This is a genomic window from Bifidobacterium sp. ESL1118 (assembly GCF_058505595.1).
On sequence record NZ_CP196371.1, the window covers coordinates 103,060 to 121,033 of the forward strand.

A 17,974-nucleotide genomic window follows, 5' to 3' on the forward strand; every position below is an offset into this window, starting at 1 on the left:
CGTGCGCAGTCGTGCTGCCAAGATTATCAGATTGCATGGCGGCCTCGGTTCTGCCTGCTGCGCATGACGGTCATGCCAAGCGCTGGAAATATGGCTGCAAGAGCGGTGATGACCAGCCAAAGACTGCCCCCTTGCAAGGCCGATGTCATTTTGCCTTTTGCACCGTCCTGTTTGACGCTCACGGTGGTGGCCAAGCCGGTCTGCGGAGCCCAAAAGTCGACGAGCTGGTTGGGCAGGGTGTTGCCTGAGGAGGTCATGTTGTCAGCAATTTTGGCCGTAAAATCGAATCTTGCGGCGCTTGCTGCGGCATTATCGTGGAACCATTGGGTTGCGGATCCGGAATATGTGCAGGTATAGGACGCTGTGGCACCCGCCGCAACATTGGTTACGTCCCAGCTTGGAGCTGGGCCGTTGACTGTGGCGCTGCCTGTGCCATGGATTGTGGCTTCAGAGTCGGCATCGTCCCTGCTTTTGACTTTGAGCGTGGTTTTTGTGTCGCTCAGCGCATGATTGAAGGAATCACTCGGATTAATGGTCTTGAGCTGTTTCGGGTCGTTTCCCATGGCTTTGTCGTCGATGTTGTTGGAGACGCTGTCAATGGTGGGTGGGTCAGGACACTTGACGTCAAATTTGTAATGCGCAGTGTCGAGGGTCCATCCCACTTGTATGCGCCTCTGCACGTTCGTCTGCATATTGGCGATGCGTTGTGCCGTCGGATTGGCCGGCAGCGATGTATTGATGTCGGTGGGGTAGGTGGTGCTCGTGTCTGTAGCCTCATTGGGGATGTTCATGTCGCCTTCCACGCTGATGGTGAGGTAGTCGTATATGCTGGATTCGATGGCCTTCTCGATGATGTAGTACTCACCGTTGTTGGCCCAGGTCACACCGCCTTTGGGGCCGTTCAGCGTCTTTTTGCAGTTTACGGCGTGCCCGTAGTTGGGTACGTATGAGTTTTGCGGCCCGGAGCCGTCGTCATAGTTGTAGATGATGTGTATTCCGGGGTTACCGCCCATGTTGACCGAGGAGTCAACCTCGTCATGGGCCGCGCGCAGCACAAGGTCCATACGCAGTTCGTCGTTTTGCGCGTCGATTTTGTTGTTCTCGGCCAGCATCTGGTAGACCTGTGGCTTGCGGTCTGCACCGGTGTCGGACACGGTGGTGTCGTAGGTGCTGCGCCATGGCCTATCGACAAAGGTAACGGTGCTGGCCGCCTGTGCCTCGGGTTCGAGAGGTCCGCCGCTAATTGCGTTGGGTGCGTAGAAGCTGGCCGGCGGCCAGGGCGACCGTTGCAGACAGTGCAAGCTTGCGTGTGCGCCCGCTTTGGTTGCTGTAACCATGCCTATCCTCTATTCATGAATTGCTAGGTGTGCCGTTGGAATGTGATTGATGGGATTTTTGTTGTCACATAGCGGTGCATACTCCAGTTAAATTCAATATGCATTTACGCAGATTATAAACTCTTTAAAAACTCTCTGTATAATTAACTATTTATTCAATTACTTAAATAATAATACTGCAATCGTTCGAAATATTGAAAATTAATGATTGGGATAAACTCAATTAAATGGTTGGACAGATATTTGAGAAAATTGTAAATAGGTAAAAATGGCGAGAATGTTTAAAAATATAAGCGATATATAAACACGTGAATATTATATATTTATGAATAATTAATAACTTTTGTATAAGACAATTAAAAAAGTACTTATAAATGGACGCATTGTGTGGAAACGCCCAAGAGCTATCAATTTTAGTGCGACGCGAGTTGTGTGGATGAAGGCATGCTTGGCGGCCGATGAGGTCGGACTGATTAGTTGAGTATATAAAAGGGCTTGGCCGCCGGATATGCCCGGTGGCCAAGCCCTTCTTGAATTTGCAGGTTTAGCTACAGGAAGACGTTGAGCTGTGTCAATTGTTTACAGCGTCATGGTCGCGCTGGCAGCGGCTGAAGCGTTGCTCTGACGGCGCTTGAGCGCGTAGAGGCAGCCTGCTGTGCCAAGCAGCAGCACGGCCACGATGACGGCGAGGGCAACGCCCGCGCCACCAGTGAGCGGCAGTTGGCTGATGCCGGTGACGGCGTAGACCACGATTGGAGTGGCATCAGCGTCTGGATCGGTCGCCGGGCTGACGTTGACCAGACCCAAGTGCAGGGTGTCGGCGGTGTTGCTGTAGGTGTTGGCGTCACCTTTGCCGGTCGTCACGTTGAATGTGGGCTTGAAGGTGTCGCTGTAACCGTTCGGGGTCTTGGTTTCGGCCACTGTGTAGGTGGCGTTGGCGGAAAGGCCGTCGATCCTCAGCTTGCCCTTGGCACCGGTCGGGCTGTCTCCGGGCACGGTCAACGTGCTGGTTGCCGTGTTGCTGCTCTGGTCGGCGGCCTGCTTGCAGGTCACGCCGTCCGCAGTAGCTGCGGCGCAGTTGAACTTGATGGGGTCGTTGGCACGAGTTGTCGTCTGCTTGGTGACGGTGAACTGGGCACCGGCCAGCAGACTGCTGTCGGCCTTGGCCTCGGAGTTGATGGTGAAGTGCTTGATGTGGATCTTGCCGCTGTCGCTGCCACCGGTGGCCGCCACGGTGTCGTTGGTGGTGACTTCCTTGTTGTTGTTGCATGGGGTGGTCTGTCCAGGTGTGCAGTCGGTGCCGTTGGTCTCGGGAACGCCGTCGGGGTCGAGCACGGGCTTGTCGGTGGCCGGCGAGTTGGCCGGATCGCTGGAGTAGCTCAGCTTCACACCGTTGGCGATGGGTGCGGTGGCGGTGGCGTTGTCGCTGATCTGCATGTAGTAATCGATGGTGACGGTCTTGCCGTAGTTGGCGGTGTCTTCGGCGTACTTGGAGAGGTCGAACGCCACATAGCGAGTGTCTCCCACCCTGCCTTCGCTGTCGGTGTCGCCGGCGGTCCAAGTGCTGGATGAGATGCTGTAGTCGGCTGTAGGCACGTCGGTGGAGTCGGCTTTGACGGTGGGCGCATGGTCCGTGTCGTCCACATACTTGAGACCTGCGCTCGGCTGGTCGGTCATGGTGAAGAGGTAGTGCTCGAAGCCGGTGGTCAGCGGCACGTTGGCGGTCAGCTCGTACTTGATGTAGGAGCCGATGGACGAATCGCTGTCGTCGAGGATCTTCTTGCTGACGGATGGGCTGTCGGCCTTCATGTTGATGGTGCCCAAGGTGGTGCTGCCCAGCTTGGTGTATTTCACAGGGGTGGAATCGCCGGAGGTGATGCCGGTCTCCACGAACATGGGGATGGAGTTCTTCTTGCCGGTCAAAGTGCCACGGGAAGTCGTGACGTCCTCCACCATGTAGACACCGGGCTTCAGACCGTTGAAATCGGCCTTACCATTTGCGGCGGTGGCGGTTGGCGTCGTGCTCGCCGCAACCGCCGTTGTGAAGGCACTCTGCTTGGCAAGTGCGGTGACGAACTTACGAAGGTAGTTGGAGCCGGAATCGGTGTACGGGGCGGTTGTGGAGCTGGTGTTGCCAGCCACAACCTGACCCACTGGGTTGCCGCCGTACACGTCGGTGTTGGCTGTGGCGCCCGAGTCGGTCAGTGCCGTTTCTGCAGCCGATTTGAGGTCACCCACGGTGCTGACTGCGACGTTGGAAAGTATGTTCGTAGTGCTGTCGCCCATGGCGTTGTCGTAATTGCCGATCTGTACTGCGGCGAACTTATGGCCATTGATCAGCGTGGCGGTGTCGCTGGCAATTTCAATGGTTTCCTGATTGGTGGTCGGCATGGTGACATTCGTGTCAGCCGCACTGGCCACACCGGGCGTGAGCGCCAGCAGTGTCGCTGCGGCCACGGCCAAGCCTGTGAGCTTGGCGAACCTTGTGTTGTTACTCATTTGGATTTCTCCTTGTTCTCATTTTCAACGCTTATTAGTTTAGTTATTATTGCATAAACTGGCGTATTGTATGTGTTGTTTGCGCGTGGCGCACGATTTATGTCGGTGGTGGCCGTAGGTGCCATAGACGGATAATGCCTAGAAATACAATTATGCCGGTCAGCGGTGCTTCACAGCGCATGGCGGCCCCGGTTCTGCCGGCTGTGCACGGCGGACAGTCCAAGGGCCAATGCGATGGCTGCAAGTGCGGCTAGCACCAGTCCGGCGGCGAGCCACCACCATGGCTTGGCGCCGGTGAACGGGAGCGCGGATTGCACGGGTGTCAGCTGGAAGTTAGCGGTCTGCCTGGCGGATTTGCCGTAGACGGCATCCGTGGCCACGGCGCTCACCGTGCCGCTGCCGCTCACGCCGGCAGGAGGCTTGGCGCTCCATGATCCGTCGTCGGCGGCATACACGCGTCGGGTTACGGCGGTACCGGAATTCGGCTTCCAGGTCAGATCCACGTAGGCGGTGTCGTCGATCGCCAGTGATGGATCCGTGGCCAGGGTGGATGTCATCTTGCCTTTGACCCCATCCTTGCTCACTATGGCGTTCTGGTCCATGCCGGGGCTTGGCGCGTAGAAGTCGATGAGCTCGTTCGACCTGGTGGTGGGGCTTGCCACGCCGCCGCCGGTGAGGATGGCGGTGAAGTCGAATCTGGCGTCATTGGTGCTCGAATGGCTACGGAACCATTGCGCGCCGGCACCTGAGAACGTGCAGGTGTAGGTTTCGTCGGAATCGACGGGCAGGCTCGTCACATCGCAGGAGAGGTCGTCGGTGTCGGTGTAGGTGGCCGAGCCGTCGTGGGCCTTGGCGGTCAGCGAGAGCGTCGCCGGGCTGGAATGGGTCACGGCCGAACCGGTGACCACCACTTTGGAGTTCGCCGGCATCTCGCCGTTCTTGGTTGACGTGTATTCGATGTCGTCGATGGAGGGATTGCCGGACTCCACCATGTGGACCACGCCGATGGGTGTGAAGTTCGAGGAAAGCTGCATGCCGGTGGTCTCGGATTGGTAGGCATGGTAGCGGCGGGTGACGGGCAGGCCGGAGAGTGCCTTGGAATCGGTGATCTTCCAAGTGCCGTCGACCCCTACGGTCGCTTTGCCCACCAGCGTGCCCTGGGTGTCGGTCTCCTGCGGATCGCTCTTTTTGATGGCCTTGCCTCCGGCGGCGCTGGGCTCGTCATCGTAGAGCGACACCACGTCTCCGGCTGTGCCTGTGCCGTGGATCTCTGGTGCGGAGTCTATGGCATTGCCGTCCTGCACCTTGATGGTGACTTTGGTGTCGCCCAGGGCGTAGTTGGTGGAGTCGTCTTCGGCAATGGTCTTCAGCGCCTTCGGAGCCGTCTCGGTGGCGGAGGCGTCGATGCCGTTGGAGACGCTGTCGATGGTGGGGGCGTCGGGGCGGTTCACGTCGAACTTGTAGTAGGCGGTGTCGATGGTCCAGCCGGTGTTGATGCGGCGTTGAATGTTTGATTGGTTTGCCTCCACCTGTGCCGGTGTATCGGTATCCGCATCGGCGGTGGAGCTCACGTCCGTGGGATTGGCGGCGTTGGTGTCGCTCGGCTCAAGCGCGCCTTCATACTGTGCATCGTCCACGTTGCAGTCAGAGGGCATGACCGGCCAGGTGACCAATTTGAAGTAGCCGTCGAGGCCTTGGTCGTCCTTGGCCTTTTTGAAGTCGATGGAGCCATCGGCGTTCTGCGCGGGCATGAGATTGCCGGAGGCGTCCTTGGCCATGAGGTTGTAGGGGTTGGTCTGGTTGTCGATATTGGTGACGCTGTTGTATGACGAGGAGTAGTTGGTGTACCAGCCGCCGCCGTCGGTGGGCAACGGTGGCTCCGTCCAGCGCATGGCGGGCTGCCCATCGACTTCCTCGGCCTGCGGAGTCAGGTCCGTGACCGGTTCCCACTTGTCGCCGTCCTTGAGACCGAACCACTGGAACTTGAAATCGGTGTGCCGGAAGCAGGGGTTCGTCTCATGGTCCTTGGCGGCGATGTCGAACCAGTTGACGAAGAAGGAATTCGGCGGGGCGGTGCCCTCCGGATAGTCCGTGCCGTTCTTGTAATATCTGTCGCTGTCCTTGAACCCATTGTCCGTGTCCAGGCCCCAGTTCGACTGGTGTGCGCTCCACAGCTTGGGGTTGGCGTCCCAGCCCACGAACGACGCGGGGTTCTGGCAGCCGCGGTCGAACTGCCCCACGTGGTCGGTGTAGTTGAGGGCCCCGCAGTAGTTGGGGTAGACCGTCGCCTTGTCGTTCTCGCTCGTGATCCTGGCGGTCAGCGGCCAGACGTTGTCCAGATTGTCCGTGGTGGCGTTGCCCAGGGCGTAGTCCCCGCCGTTGACCGAGGCCGGACCCACTGACACGTAGATGTGCTGTTGCAGGGTGAGGCCCTCCGGTGTCGATTTGGCCCACCAACGGTAGTCTTTGCTGTTGGGGTCGTCGCTGTCGTTGTCGGGGTAGTTGAGGTCGCCCTCCACGGAGACCGTGAGGTAGTCATAGGGGCCGGACTCGATGGTTTTCAGGATCGTGAACCGTTCATCCTGGTTGTTGGCCCAAGCCACTGAGCCATCGGCGGAATCGGTGTTGAGGTACGTCACGGTGTGGGTGTAGTCCGGCACGGACGTGTAGCCGCCGTTGCCGTCGGAGGCGTAGCCATCGCCGTAGTCGTAGATGATGCGCATGCCGGGATTGGCGCCGGTGGCGACCGTGGGGTCCACCTCGCCGTGGGCCACACGCAGCACGAAGTCCATGCGCAGCTCGTCGTTGCCGGTCTCCACCTTGTTGTTCTGCCCGAGCAGGTTGTAGAGCACGGGCTTGCGGCTGGCGCCTTCGGGCGTGGTGGCGGCATCGGTGTTGCGCCACGACCGGTCGGGGAAGGCGAACGTGCCGGTCTCGGCGGCCTGCGCTGCGCTGCCGGTCGTGTCGATGAGCGTCATCGGTGCGCATAGGCCCAGTGCCAGTGCCGCCGCCGTCAGTAGGGATGTCAGACGCTTCGCCCTGCGCCCTCCTTGCCTTCGTATATCCATCGTTCGTCGCCTCGTCAATGTCAATTGCATGTCGAGTAACATGTGCAACGTTCGTGCATCGTTGTCGTCGCTATATCAGGAGGTATGCAACTTCATCTTCTTAAAATATAGCCGATTTACTTTTAAAAATCATCCAATGAGTACTTTATCAAAAGATGTCAGAATGCGCAAATGAAGAGCTTTCGACTGTGTAGTTACGACAATACTGAGATGGACGTAAAATTTTGATTTAATGAATTAATATGTCAATATTTTTACTTTGCTGGTGTAAAAGGGTTAAAATGTTGAATTTACAATGGTTAATACGACGTTCGAAAAGCGCATGCTATAACGAGGAGTTGCATCTCAGGGTACTACAAAATGTTTCTGCTTAAGTGATATGCATCACTTTATATTCCATTGTTGTAGATACTGAGCTACGGCATCGCAGCGTTGTGGGCTCATGGTAAGTGGCTTCGAGAATTCAGCTCGGAGCCACTGGTGGATTAATAAGAGGAGGATTGTGCTCATGCGTAATCACGGAGGAAAGAAGTCGCTTCCTCGCTTCCGAATGTAAGACGAAGAAGGGCGGAACCCTGGCTTCGCAATGAAACCAGGATTCCGCCCTCTCAAATACAGCAAATGGGCGGAACTCTTGCGAATTCCGCCCATTCGGGTGATATTGGGCTAAATTGCCATCGAGTCGTTCAGCGGTTCACAACGTTGCAGCTGCGTTCGCGCTGGCGGCCTCCTGACGGCGCTTGAGCGTGTAGAGACAGCCGGCGATGGCGAGCAGCAACGCCGCGACGATAAGAAACAGGATGATTCCTGCGCCGCCGGTCAACGGCAGCTGAGCGGTGGACGTCACGTTTCTTACCATGATGGCGGTCGCCACCGGAGTGGCTGTGTTTTGCGCGTCGACCAGGCCCCAGATGTCGCCGGTGTTCGTGTACATGGACGTTGCGTCTTCGGCTGCGGACTTTGCGGAGGTCGTCACGCTGAAGCTGGGCAGGAAGCGGTTCGAATAGCCGTTGCTTTCTCGGGTCTGCGAGATGTTGTAGGTGGCGTTGCCCAGACCGCTTACTGCAAGGTGACCGTCGATTGAGACATCGAGCGTGGTCACACGTTCGTCGGATTGTACGGCGGGCCCAGTGGGGTCTGACTGGTCGGCGGCCATCTTGTAGGAGCCGTCCGAGATTTTGAGGAACCTGATTGGGGTCTTGCCGTTCATCACTTGGAACTGGGAATCGGCCAAGTGTTGTGTGGTGTCGGTCTTGCTGACCACTTGCAGATTGAAGCTGCGCTGGTAGGAGTGCACCACGGAGTCGGCATCGGCGCTGGTGGAGATGACGGAGCCGTTGCCGTTCGCGCCGTTGGTCACATTGCCGTTGTCGTCGACCGACGCTATGGATGCGGTGCCGTTCGGGTCGCTGGTGCTGGAAACGGGTTGGTGGTTGGTGTCGTTGCTGTAGCTCAGGGACACGCCGTTGGCGAAGCCGTTGGCGGCTGCGTTGTCGGTCACCTTCATGGTGTAGGTGATGGTGATGGCCGCGTTGTAGGGCTGGTTGACGATGCTGGGGGAGAGGTCGAAGACCACGAACCTGGTGTCGTCCTCGCTGGGGAAGGACAGGCCTTCGCTGCCTGCGGCATACGTGGTGTTGGTGATCTTGTAGTCCGTGCCTTTGGTCAGTTCCTTGCCGCCGATGGTGACCTTCACGCTGCCTTCCTCAAGCGCCAGACCGGGGGTCGGTGCGCCGGAGGCGTTGACGGGTCTGTCGACCATGGTGAAGAGGTAGCGCTGATAGCCGGTGGTCATCGGCACATTGCCGGTGAGCCTGTAGTGCAGCTCACCGCCTGCATTGGCGTTGTTGACCATGCCGTCTGAGGTGTCCAGGCTCTTCTTGACGGAGGGAACATCGAGCTTCATGTTGATGGTGCCGAGAGGCTGGCTGTCGATGGTGGTGTATGTGTCGTCTCCGACGGTGATGCCGGTGCTCACGAGCATGGGGATGGAGTTCACGCTGCCGTCCATGGTCGTGGTGTCTTCCACCACGTAGATGCCGGGCTTGGCCACGGTGATGGTGGTTGAGGCGGATCCGTCGGGCACGGCTGCCGAAGCTGTGCCGTTCGACTCCACGTATGCCTTGAACCCAGGGGCCACCGAGTCGTTGAAGAGACCCGTCACAAAGTCGCGCAGTCTGCCGGCGTAGGGTTTGCCCGCGTTGGATGACTCATCGAAGTTGGTGTTTGCCGTGACTGGTTTGTAGCCCAGAAGATGGGCGGCCACCTCGCCCACGGGGTTGCCCTTGTAGCCTATTGCGGCGGTGGATCCCTTGGCGTGTCTCAATGCGCTTGTGGCTGCGTCGGCCACGGTTCCGGAAACGGTGGACACCGCCACGTTGGAGATGGTGTGTGTCTTGGCGTCTCCGGTGGCATCGTCGTAGCCGCCGATCTGCAGTGCCTTGAAGGTGTGGCCGGTGATGGCCGCCGGCGAATCGGCGTTGACTGTGATGGTCTCCGCGCCCGCCTGCGATGTGTTGATGATGTCAGCGGCATTGGCCGCGCCCAGCGGAGCGAAGGCCAGCAGGGACGCTGTGGCCGCCGCCAGGCCTGCGAGCCTGTGGTGTGAGATATGCATGCGCATGTGTTGCTTTCTCCTCTATATATTGTGTTGTTGATGGAAAATCTGAAGTTATGGTGTCAGGAATGATGTTGTGTGGTTCTGGCATGCCTGCCGACGGCCTTCGGCTTGGCCAGGGCAAGGACCGTGCACAGCAGCATGGCCAGCGCCGCGATTCCCGCGAGCAGGAGGGCGAGCCGGAAGTTGCGGTTGCCGGTGAACGGCAGGGACGAGTCCAAAGGCGTGAAGGCGAACGAAAGCGTCTTGGGCGTGGAGCTGTTGCCATATGCATCCGTCGCGGTCACCGTCACCGTTCCCGAAGTGTGTCTCATGATTGAAGGCACAGATTGCTGCCAGACTCCTGTGGCTTTTTTGAACGTGGAATCCTTGGGAATCGTGGTCGTGCCATCCACCGCCTTCCACACCAGGTGCACATGGCCGCCCACGACTCCGTATCCGGGGAAACCAGGCATGGTGGACCGCATGGTGCCCTGCAGCGTGGTCTTGCCCACGGCGTCTCCCACGCCGGCGGTGGGGGAGTAAAGGTACACCCGCTGGTCGGCGAACACCGACGAGGGTGTGAAGGTGAACGTGTCGGTCTGGTCGGGCTTCACCGACATGACCGGCATGAAGTCGAATCTCGCGCCGTCGCCGCCGTTGGAGTGGTCCCTGTACCATTGCACTCCGTTCTCTCCGGGGCCGGAGTCAGTGCATGTGAAACTTACGCCTTTTGCGTTCGCTGGAATCACGTTGGGGGAGCACTGCGACATGGTGTGGATCTCCGATGCCGTATCGGTTCTGGCTGTGGCTGAGTCTCCCGATTCTGCCGTGGGCCTGACGTTGACGAAGAGCCACGTGGGGTCGGAACCCCCGTCCGCCGTGCCGGTGACAGTGACCTTGATGTCGGAGGTGATGGCGTTGCCCACCACCGGCGAGGAATACACGTCGTTGATTTCGGGATTGCCGCCCTTGTGGAAGTCCACCAGATTGATGGTGGAGAAGTTCGAGGAGAGCTGCATGCCGTCCGGTTGCGATTGATAGGCGTGGTACCTCTTGATCGACGGCACGGTGGACACGGGGTCGGGGTCGATGATGACCCATTGCCCAGTGCTCTTGCCGTCCTGCGCGGGTCCGACTGTGGCGGAGCCTATGGAATGGCCTTCGGTGTCGACCTCGTCGGGATTCGCCTTGTCGATGACGCGCTGGTATTTGTCATCGGGGTCTTCGCTGTCGGGGTTGTCGGCGTACAGCGAGACCACGTCGCCGGGCGTGCCCTGGCCTTTGATGGTGATGGCGTCTCCCGCTTTCGACTGCAGGTGGGCCTTTCTGTCGCCGGAGACGAATTTGTTCGTCTCGGTCGGCGAGATGTCGGTGAAGTAGGCATTGGTGCCATTGGTGGTGTCGTCGGCCTGCCCGATTGACGGGGCCTGGGGGCGGGCCACGTCGTACTTGTAATACGCGGTGTCGATTGCCTCGCCGGTGTCGACCTCCTTTTCGGCTTCGGCCGGCGTCATTGTGTCGGTGATGCCGGGGTCAAGGGGGTTGCGCAGGTTGTCCTTGGACGGGGCCGTGGGGCAGGCGGGGTTGATGACCGGCCAGGTGATCAGCTTGAAGTAGCCGTCGAGGCCGCGGTAGCCATCGCTGCCCGGGGTGCCTGGGATCTGGGGGTTTTTCTGGTCGCGCTGTGCCTTGGCGAAGTCGATGGAGCCGTCGGCGTTCTGGGCTGGCATGAGTTTGCCGTCGGTGTCCCTGGCGATGAGGTCGCCGATGGTGCCGCTGCCGTTGTTGATGGTGCTGTTGAACGCCACGTTGTACGAGAGGCCGCTGAAACCGCCCAACACAGGCTGCTTGACTGTGATGGGCTCGGGTGTCAGGTCGTCCACCGCCACCCAGTTGTTGTTCTGCAGCGCCACCCATTGGTATTTGAAGCCCGTCACCTGGTAGCAGGGATTGGAGCCGTCCATCGCATTGGCGAGATCGAACCACTGTACGAAGAAGGAATTGGCGGGGGCCACCCCCGGCTTCAGCCCGTTGAGGCCGTAGTCGGTCACCAGACCCCAGTTGGGTTGGCCGCCGCTCCAGAGAGCCGGTGTGGTGCCGTTCCAGCCCACGAGGGGGCTAGGTACGTCGCAGCCGTTGTGGGCGTAGCCGGAGATGCACGCTGGCGGCAGGACCCTCACCGGGTAGTCCTTGGTGGTGTCGACGCCGAACGGACCCGAATCCATGGCGTTGAGCTGGTCCGGCTGCCAAGTGCCTGCGACGTGCCAGGTGTCGGCGGCCCACGGCCCCACCAGGGCGAATACGTAGGGGTCGGTCTCCTTGCCGTCCTTGTTGATGTTCCTGTCGCCGCTCGGATTGTTCCACCAGCCGTCGAGCTGGCCGGAGTAGTAGAGGTCGCCTTCGATCGAGATGGTCAGGTAGTCATAGGCGCCCGAGGTGATCACTTGATGGATGGTGTAGAACTCGTCGATGTTTTGCGCCCAGACCGTGGCGTTGGCGCTGCCTGTGGCGATATCGTCGGCGTTGTAGGTGTTCTTGATCTTCATCTCGCTTAGGGAGTATGGCGTGGCGCCGCTTGGTTCGTAGTTGAACAGGATGCGCAGCCCCTGGCCGGTCTTGGGGTTCACCTCTCCGTGGGCCACGCGCAGGGTGAAGTCCATGCGCAGCTCGTCGGCCGAGTAGGCGGTGATGCGGGTGTTGTGCGCCGCCACGTTGTAGACCATGGGCTTGCGGTCGGCGCCGTCGTGCGTGGTGATTGATGGGTCGCTCTTCCAGGGGTCGTTCGTCCAATCGCTGGATGCGTCGCGTGTGATGTCGTGCGTCGAGACGGTGTCGGCGGCCGGGCTGCCGGACGGCGATGCCGATGTGCTCGCCGAGGTTCGAAAGGTGTTCGTTGGCTCTGGGGTGGTGGGGGCCGCTGCCTGAACCGTGGGTGCCAGGGCTGCGGCCAATACGGCCGGCCCGAGGATCACGCGTGCACATCTCGCGAAAATGCCCTTGCATCTCACTGCCATCATCTCCTGTCGTTCCGCAGCGAAATTGGCGTATTCCGACTGTGGGTATGTTGTTTTGCGGTTGTTCAAGCGTTGTTTGCCACTGGTGTGGCTGTTTGCGTCCAGATCCATGGCGGCCTGCCTGAGTCGCATATGGCTGCCGGGTTTGGCCGGTTCTCGTTCGTTGGCTTCGGTTCCGTTGTGCGCGGGTGGGGAAGCGTGTTTGCAATTCCTCAACGATTTTGGGATTTGGACTCGTGCAAATATAACAAGATTGCTGAAAGATTTGGGCAGTTCGGCGGCACATGTCGTAATACACGCCACATTGCGTGTATGCGGGGATTGTGAAAACCTACCAATCGGTAGGTTTTCCAGGACGCCGATATTTCCTTGTTATGTATCTCTCTTTTCTCAGAGACGATGGAAAAGTTTGAAGTAGGTCACACTATGAAGCCCGGTGGTCGGTGTTTGCGCGGTGGGATGTCTTGGGCCGGATGTGCGGGAGGGCCCTGATTTGGCTTCGGGCATGGTGAAGTGCATGAGTGTGACGTGGGGCGGCACGGCGCTATGCTCCGTGAGCGTCCCTGATGCATCCCATCCGCTGGTTTGCCGTTTCGTGACGATGCAAAATTATGCTGTCGATAAAATGTTAACAGTGTAAGATATCTTTCATTGTTAGTAATTCTGTGCGGCGATGCCGGTGGTTCTCGTCCAATGGCGTAGGGCTGTGGCTACTCAATATTGGCTCTGTTGTGAATTGTGGCGTATGCCGCATGCCAGACGCGCTGAATGCTGCGGGGAAGGTGAGATATGGAAGGTTTTGAGCAGGAGGCGCTCCGGGAATTGCATGACAGCATGCACCACCAGAAGCCGGGGATGGCGCCTGAGCTTAATCGCACAAGTCGTGGTGGCCCTTATGTGCTGCACCACTTGCTGCGCCACGGCACGTCTACTCCATCGGGGCTCGCGGCTGCTTTGCACGCCAGTTCCGGGCGCATCTCGGCGTTGCTGGGCACGCTGGAGAAGAAGGGGCTCGTCACCCGGCGCATCGATCCTGATGATCGGCGCAATATCCTTGTCTCATTGACCGGTGACGGCAGGCGGCAGGCCAAGGTGGATCACAGCGAGATCAGTTCCGCCGTTTGCTGGGTCTTCTCGCAGATGGGTGAGCGGCGCACGCGCGAGTTCGTCGACCTTGCGGACGAGTTCATGACCTACTTGTCGGTGTGCAAGCCGGGCGAGCCAAGGCCCAGCGCTGATGCGGTGAAGGCTGCGTTCGAGGAGCGTGACAGACACCGCGAGGCGGGGCTTGCGGATGTGCGGCCCGGCGCTCGCGATCGTGCGGCGAATGGTACGGGCGGCTCGGACGGTTCTACGCGCTGAGCAAATCGGTCGTGAAAGATAGTGAAGCCGAGTATGTTGTAGTCTCATACGCGAATATCTAACATTGAAAGATATTACATAGTATTTAACGGTATTTCCTATTCCGGCGCACATACTTGATACGCCTTGGATATCGGAATGTCAATATATAAAGGAGAACAATGCTTCGCATTGCCAAATACCTCTCCAAAACGGAGATAGGGCAGTTCGTGCTGGGCCTGGCGTTCATTGTGGGCCAGGTCTACTTCGACCTGAAGCTGCCCGACTACATGTCGCAGGTCACCAAATTGGTGGAGACCCCCGGCAGCAAGATGGCGGACGTGTGGAAGGAGGGCGGCAAGATGCTGCTCATCTCCTTCGGGTCGCTGGTCTGCGCCATCGCCGTGGGCTACCTCATGGCGCGCATCGGCGCCTCGTTCAGCCAGAGGCTGCGCTCACTGGAGTTTCGCAAGGTGGAGTCGTTCGGGCCGGCGGAGATGGACAGGTTCTCCACCGCCAGCCTCATCACACGTTCCACCAACGACGTCACGCAGATTCAGATGTTCATCACCATGGGTGTGCTCATGATGTTCCGCGCGCCGATCATGGGGGTCTGGGCCGTGTGCAAGATCGCCGGCAAGGGCTTCGAATGGACCTGGGCCACTGCCATCGCCACCATCGTCATGATGGTGTTCATGGCCGTCATCATGGCGTTGGTCATCCCCAAGTTCCGCGCCATGCAGAAACTGACAGACAACATCAACCTCGTGGCCCGCGAGAACCTCACCGGTCTGCGGGTGGTGCGCGCCTACAACGCCGAGGATTATCAGGAGCAGAAGTTCGACAAGGCGAACGCCGACCTGACCAACACGCAGCTGTTCACCACACGGACCATGAACATCATGATTCCCGTCATGAATACCGTCATGAACGGGCTGGGCCTGGCCATCTACTGGATCGGCGCCTATCTCATCAAGGACGCCGGCGCGCTCGACAAGCTGACGCTCTTCTCCAACATGGTCGTCTTCTCCAGTTACGCCATGCAGGTCATCTCCGCCTTCCTGCTGCTTGCCATGGTCTTCGTGCTCTGGCCTCGTGCCGACGTCTCCGCAAGGCGTGTGCTCGAGGTGCTCGACACCGAGCCCGGTGTGAAGAACGGTTCGGCGGTTTCGGGCAAACCGGGCGAGAGCGGCACCGTGGAGTTCAGGAATGTGCAGTTCACCTATCCTGGTGCCCGCGAGCCGATGCTCAGCGACATCAACTTCAAGGCCGGCAAGGGCCAGACGGTGGCCTTCATCGGCTCCACCGGCTCAGGCAAGACCTCGCTGATTAATCTCGTGCCGCGCTTCTACGACGCCACCAAGGGCCAGGTGCTCGTGGACGGTGTGGACGTGCGTGACTGGGACATGGAGGCCTTGCGCGACCGCCTTGGCTACGTGCCGCAGAAGTCTGTGATGTTCAAGGGCACTGTGGCATCCAACGTGAGCTATGGTGCCAAGCCCGAGCGCACCCAGGAGGTGGAGCTCGCCGACACGTCCACCGCCAAGGGGCGGCGTGAGGAGGCGCTCGAGATCGCCGGCAGCTCCGACAACGTGGGGCTCACCGCCGCTCAGAAGGCGGATGTGGTGGCCGCCGGCGAGGTGGCTCAGGCCAGCGAGTTCGTGGACCGCATGGACGGCAAGTGGGATGCCTCCATCGCCCAAGGAGGCTCCAACGTCTCCGGCGGCCAGAAGCAGCGTCTCTCCATCGCCCGAGCCGTGTACCGCAGGCCGGAGATCATGATCTTCGACGATTCGTTCAGCGCCCTTGATTTCAAGACCGACCGCGCGGTGCGCGATGCCCTGAAGAAGGAGGCCGCGGGAACCACCAAGCTCATCGTGGCACAGCGTATCGGCACCATCATGGACGCCGACACCATCGTGGTGCTCGAGGACGGGAAGATGGCCGGGGTTGGCACCCACAAGGAACTGCTCAAGAGCTGCGACGTGTATAAGCAGATCGCCGAATCGCAGCTCAGCCCGGAGGAGCTGGCTTCGTAGGGCTGGTAGACGTCCGGAGCTATTCGCTGTAGGCACACGCCGGACGGATGGAACGAATCGTAACGAATGCTGATTGACGCACTGACAGCGTAAGCGCCGCAGTGCAGGCAAAACTGATATGTAAGGAAGGAACGCAATGCCTAGAAGAAATCGCGGGCCGGTTGAGAAACCGGCCGATTTCGGCGGGGTGATGAAGAAGCTCATCCGCTATTGCAAGAGGTATCTGCCGTCGGTCATCATCGCGCTCATCTTGGGCGCGGTGGGCACCGTCTGCCAGATCGTGGGGCCCGACAAGCTCAAGGACATGACCAACGAGATCCAGAAGGGTCTGCCGGCCTTGGTGCACGGCAAGCCGGTGATGGGCTCCATCGACATGACGGCGGTCACCCGCATCGCCTGGACGCTCGTGGCGCTCTACCTGGCCTACGCCATCCTCGGCTACATCCAGCACTGGATGATGGCCACCGTCACCCAGCGTACGGCCCAGAACCTGCGCGGCGACATCTCCAAGAAGATCAACAGGTTGCCGCTGAGCTACTTCGACAGGACCAGCTACGGCGACGTGCTCTCCCGCATCACCAACGATGTGGACGCCATCGCCCAGACGCTTGGTCAGTCGCTCGGAAGCCTCATCACTTCGGTGACGCTGTTCATCGGCGCCCTCGTCATGATGTTCTGGAACAACGTGCTCATGACCGTCTGCGCCATTGTGGTGGCGGCCTTGGGCGGCGTGCTCATGGTCGTGGTCATGAAGGTCTCGCAGAAGTACTTCACCCGCCAGCAGGTGGCCTTGGGCGACGTCAACGGACATGTGGAGGAGATGTACTCCGGCCACACCATCGTCAAGGCCTACAACGGCGAGAACGACTCCATCCGCCAGTTCGAGAAGTACAATTCCGACCTCTACGATTCGGCTTGGAAGAGCCAGTTCCTCTCCGGACTCATGAACCCGATGATGAACTTCATCGGCAACCTCGGCTTCGTGGTGGTCTGCATCGTGGGCGCTTCGCTGGCCCTGAACGGCAAGATCGAGTTCGGCGTCATCATCGCCTTCATGATGTATGTGCGCCTCTTCACCCAGCCGCTCAGCCAGTTCGCCCAGGCCTTCCAGAATCTGCAGCGCTGCGCCGCCGCTTCCGAGCGAGTCTTTGGCTTCCTTGAGGAGCCTGAGATGAGCGACGAGACCGGCAAGGAGCCTCTGCTTGGATCCAAGGAGCCGGTGAAGGGCGACGTGGAGTTCAAGGACGTCAGCTTCGGCTACGTGCCCGGCAAGACCATCATCCATGACTTCTCCGCGTCTGTCAAGGCTGGCCAGAAGGTGGCCATCGTCGGACCGACCGGTGCCGGCAAGACCACCATGGTCAACCTCCTGATGCACTTCTACCGGATTGACGGCGGATCCATATCCATCGACGGCGTCGACACCGCCCGCGTCACCCGCGCCAACGTGCACGACCAGTTCTCCATGGTCTTGCAGGATACGTGGGTGTTCAAGGGCACGGTCAAGGAGAATGTGGCCTACTCCAAGAAGGGCGTGACCGACAAGCAGATCGAGGACGCGTGCAAGGCCGTGGGCCTCGACCGTTACGTCCGCTCGCTGCCGCAGGGCTACGACACGGTGCTCGACGAGAACTCCTCGCTCTCGCAGGGCCAAAAGCAGCTGCTCACCATCGCCCGTGCCATGGTGCAGGACGCGCCTATTCTCATTCTCGACGAGGCCACCTCGTCGGTCGACACCCGCACCGAGGAGCTCATCCAGAAGGCCATGGATGCGTTGACCGTTGGCCGCACAAGCTTCGTCATCGCGCACCGTCTCTCCACCATCAAGGACGCGGACATGATCCTGGTGATGAACCACGGCGACGTGATTGAACGCGGCACTCACGAGGAGCTGCTGGCGAAGGGCGGCTTCTACGCCGACCTCTACAACAGCCAGTTCTCGGAGCTCGCCGCGTGAGACGCTGAGGTGCACAAGGTAATGAGACCTTGAGATGCTTGAGGTGTCGAGGTGCGTGAGGCGCTGAGACTGTGATGCCGTGTAGCTCCACGGCATCTGTCTGCAAGTTGGCCCGAAAGA

8 protein-coding genes are annotated in these 17,974 nt (G+C 59.6%); 3 read left to right on the forward strand and 5 right to left on the reverse strand.

The genetic code is table 11. From position 1 onward, the window contains the following. Nucleotides 1–26: 26 nt before the first annotated feature. The 5 genes from ACSYSS_RS00370 to ACSYSS_RS00390 all read right to left on the reverse strand — a co-directional run bounded on the left by ACSYSS_RS00370 (nt 27) and on the right by ACSYSS_RS00390 (nt 12,628). Nucleotides 27–1,337, reverse strand: coding sequence for a hypothetical protein (locus tag ACSYSS_RS00370; RefSeq protein ID WP_491703572.1), 1,311 nt, complete (start codon nt 1,335–1,337; stop codon nt 27–29). 579 nt (nt 1,338–1,916) lie between these two features. Further along, nucleotides 1,917–3,836, reverse strand: a complete 1,920-nt coding sequence (locus tag ACSYSS_RS00375) for an isopeptide-forming domain-containing fimbrial protein (protein WP_491703573.1) — start codon at nt 3,834–3,836, stop codon at nt 1,917–1,919. A gap of 170 nt (nt 3,837–4,006) precedes the next feature. Continuing rightward, a complete protein-coding gene (locus tag ACSYSS_RS00380) occupies nt 4,007–6,904 on the reverse strand; it encodes a hypothetical protein (RefSeq protein WP_491703574.1) in 2,898 nt (965 codons plus the stop codon). Between the two features lie 694 nt (nt 6,905–7,598). Next, complete coding sequence (locus ACSYSS_RS00385) at nt 7,599–9,527, reverse strand: isopeptide-forming domain-containing fimbrial protein (RefSeq protein ID WP_491703575.1); 1,929 nt, start codon at nt 9,525–9,527, stop codon at nt 7,599–7,601. 56 nt (nt 9,528–9,583) lie between these two features. Further along, a complete protein-coding gene (locus tag ACSYSS_RS00390) occupies nt 9,584–12,628 on the reverse strand; it encodes a hypothetical protein (protein WP_491703576.1) in 3,045 nt (1,014 codons plus the stop codon). A gap of 678 nt (nt 12,629–13,306) precedes the next feature. Between ACSYSS_RS00390 and ACSYSS_RS00395 the strand changes: the two genes are divergently transcribed. The 3 genes from ACSYSS_RS00395 (at nt 13,307) to ACSYSS_RS00405 (ending at nt 17,854) form a co-directional block, all read left to right on the forward strand. After that, the gene (locus tag ACSYSS_RS00395; protein ID WP_491703577.1) at nt 13,307–13,879 is read left to right on the forward strand and encodes a MarR family winged helix-turn-helix transcriptional regulator; all 573 of its coding nucleotides are present in this window, start codon (nt 13,307–13,309) and stop codon (nt 13,877–13,879) included. A gap of 161 nt (nt 13,880–14,040) precedes the next feature. Next, complete coding sequence (locus ACSYSS_RS00400) at nt 14,041–15,897, forward strand: ABC transporter ATP-binding protein (protein WP_491703578.1); 1,857 nt, start codon at nt 14,041–14,043, stop codon at nt 15,895–15,897. Nucleotides 15,898–16,033: 136 nt separating this feature from the next. Beyond that, complete coding sequence (locus ACSYSS_RS00405; RefSeq protein ID WP_491703579.1) at nt 16,034–17,854, forward strand: ABC transporter ATP-binding protein; 1,821 nt, start codon at nt 16,034–16,036, stop codon at nt 17,852–17,854. The last annotated feature ends 120 nt before the right edge of the window (nt 17,855–17,974 follow it).

Coding starts and splice junctions, on each gene's coding strand:
- ACSYSS_RS00370 (WP_491703572.1), bottom strand. CDS start 1,337: ATGGTTACAGCAACCAAAGCGGGCGCACACGCAAGCTTGCACTGTCTG.
- ACSYSS_RS00375 (WP_491703573.1), bottom strand. CDS start 3,836: ATGAGTAACAACACAAGGTTCGCCAAGCTCACAGGCTTGGCCGTGGCC.
- ACSYSS_RS00380 (WP_491703574.1), bottom strand. CDS start 6,904: ATGGATATACGAAGGCAAGGAGGGCGCAGGGCGAAGCGTCTGACATCC.
- ACSYSS_RS00385 (WP_491703575.1), bottom strand. CDS start 9,527: ATGCGCATGCATATCTCACACCACAGGCTCGCAGGCCTGGCGGCGGCC.
- ACSYSS_RS00390 (WP_491703576.1), bottom strand. CDS start 12,628: ATGGATCTGGACGCAAACAGCCACACCAGTGGCAAACAACGCTTGAAC.
- ACSYSS_RS00395 (WP_491703577.1), top strand. CDS start 13,307: ATGGAAGGTTTTGAGCAGGAGGCGCTCCGGGAATTGCATGACAGCATG.
- ACSYSS_RS00400 (WP_491703578.1), top strand. CDS start 14,041: ATGCTTCGCATTGCCAAATACCTCTCCAAAACGGAGATAGGGCAGTTC.
- ACSYSS_RS00405 (WP_491703579.1), top strand. CDS start 16,034: ATGCCTAGAAGAAATCGCGGGCCGGTTGAGAAACCGGCCGATTTCGGC.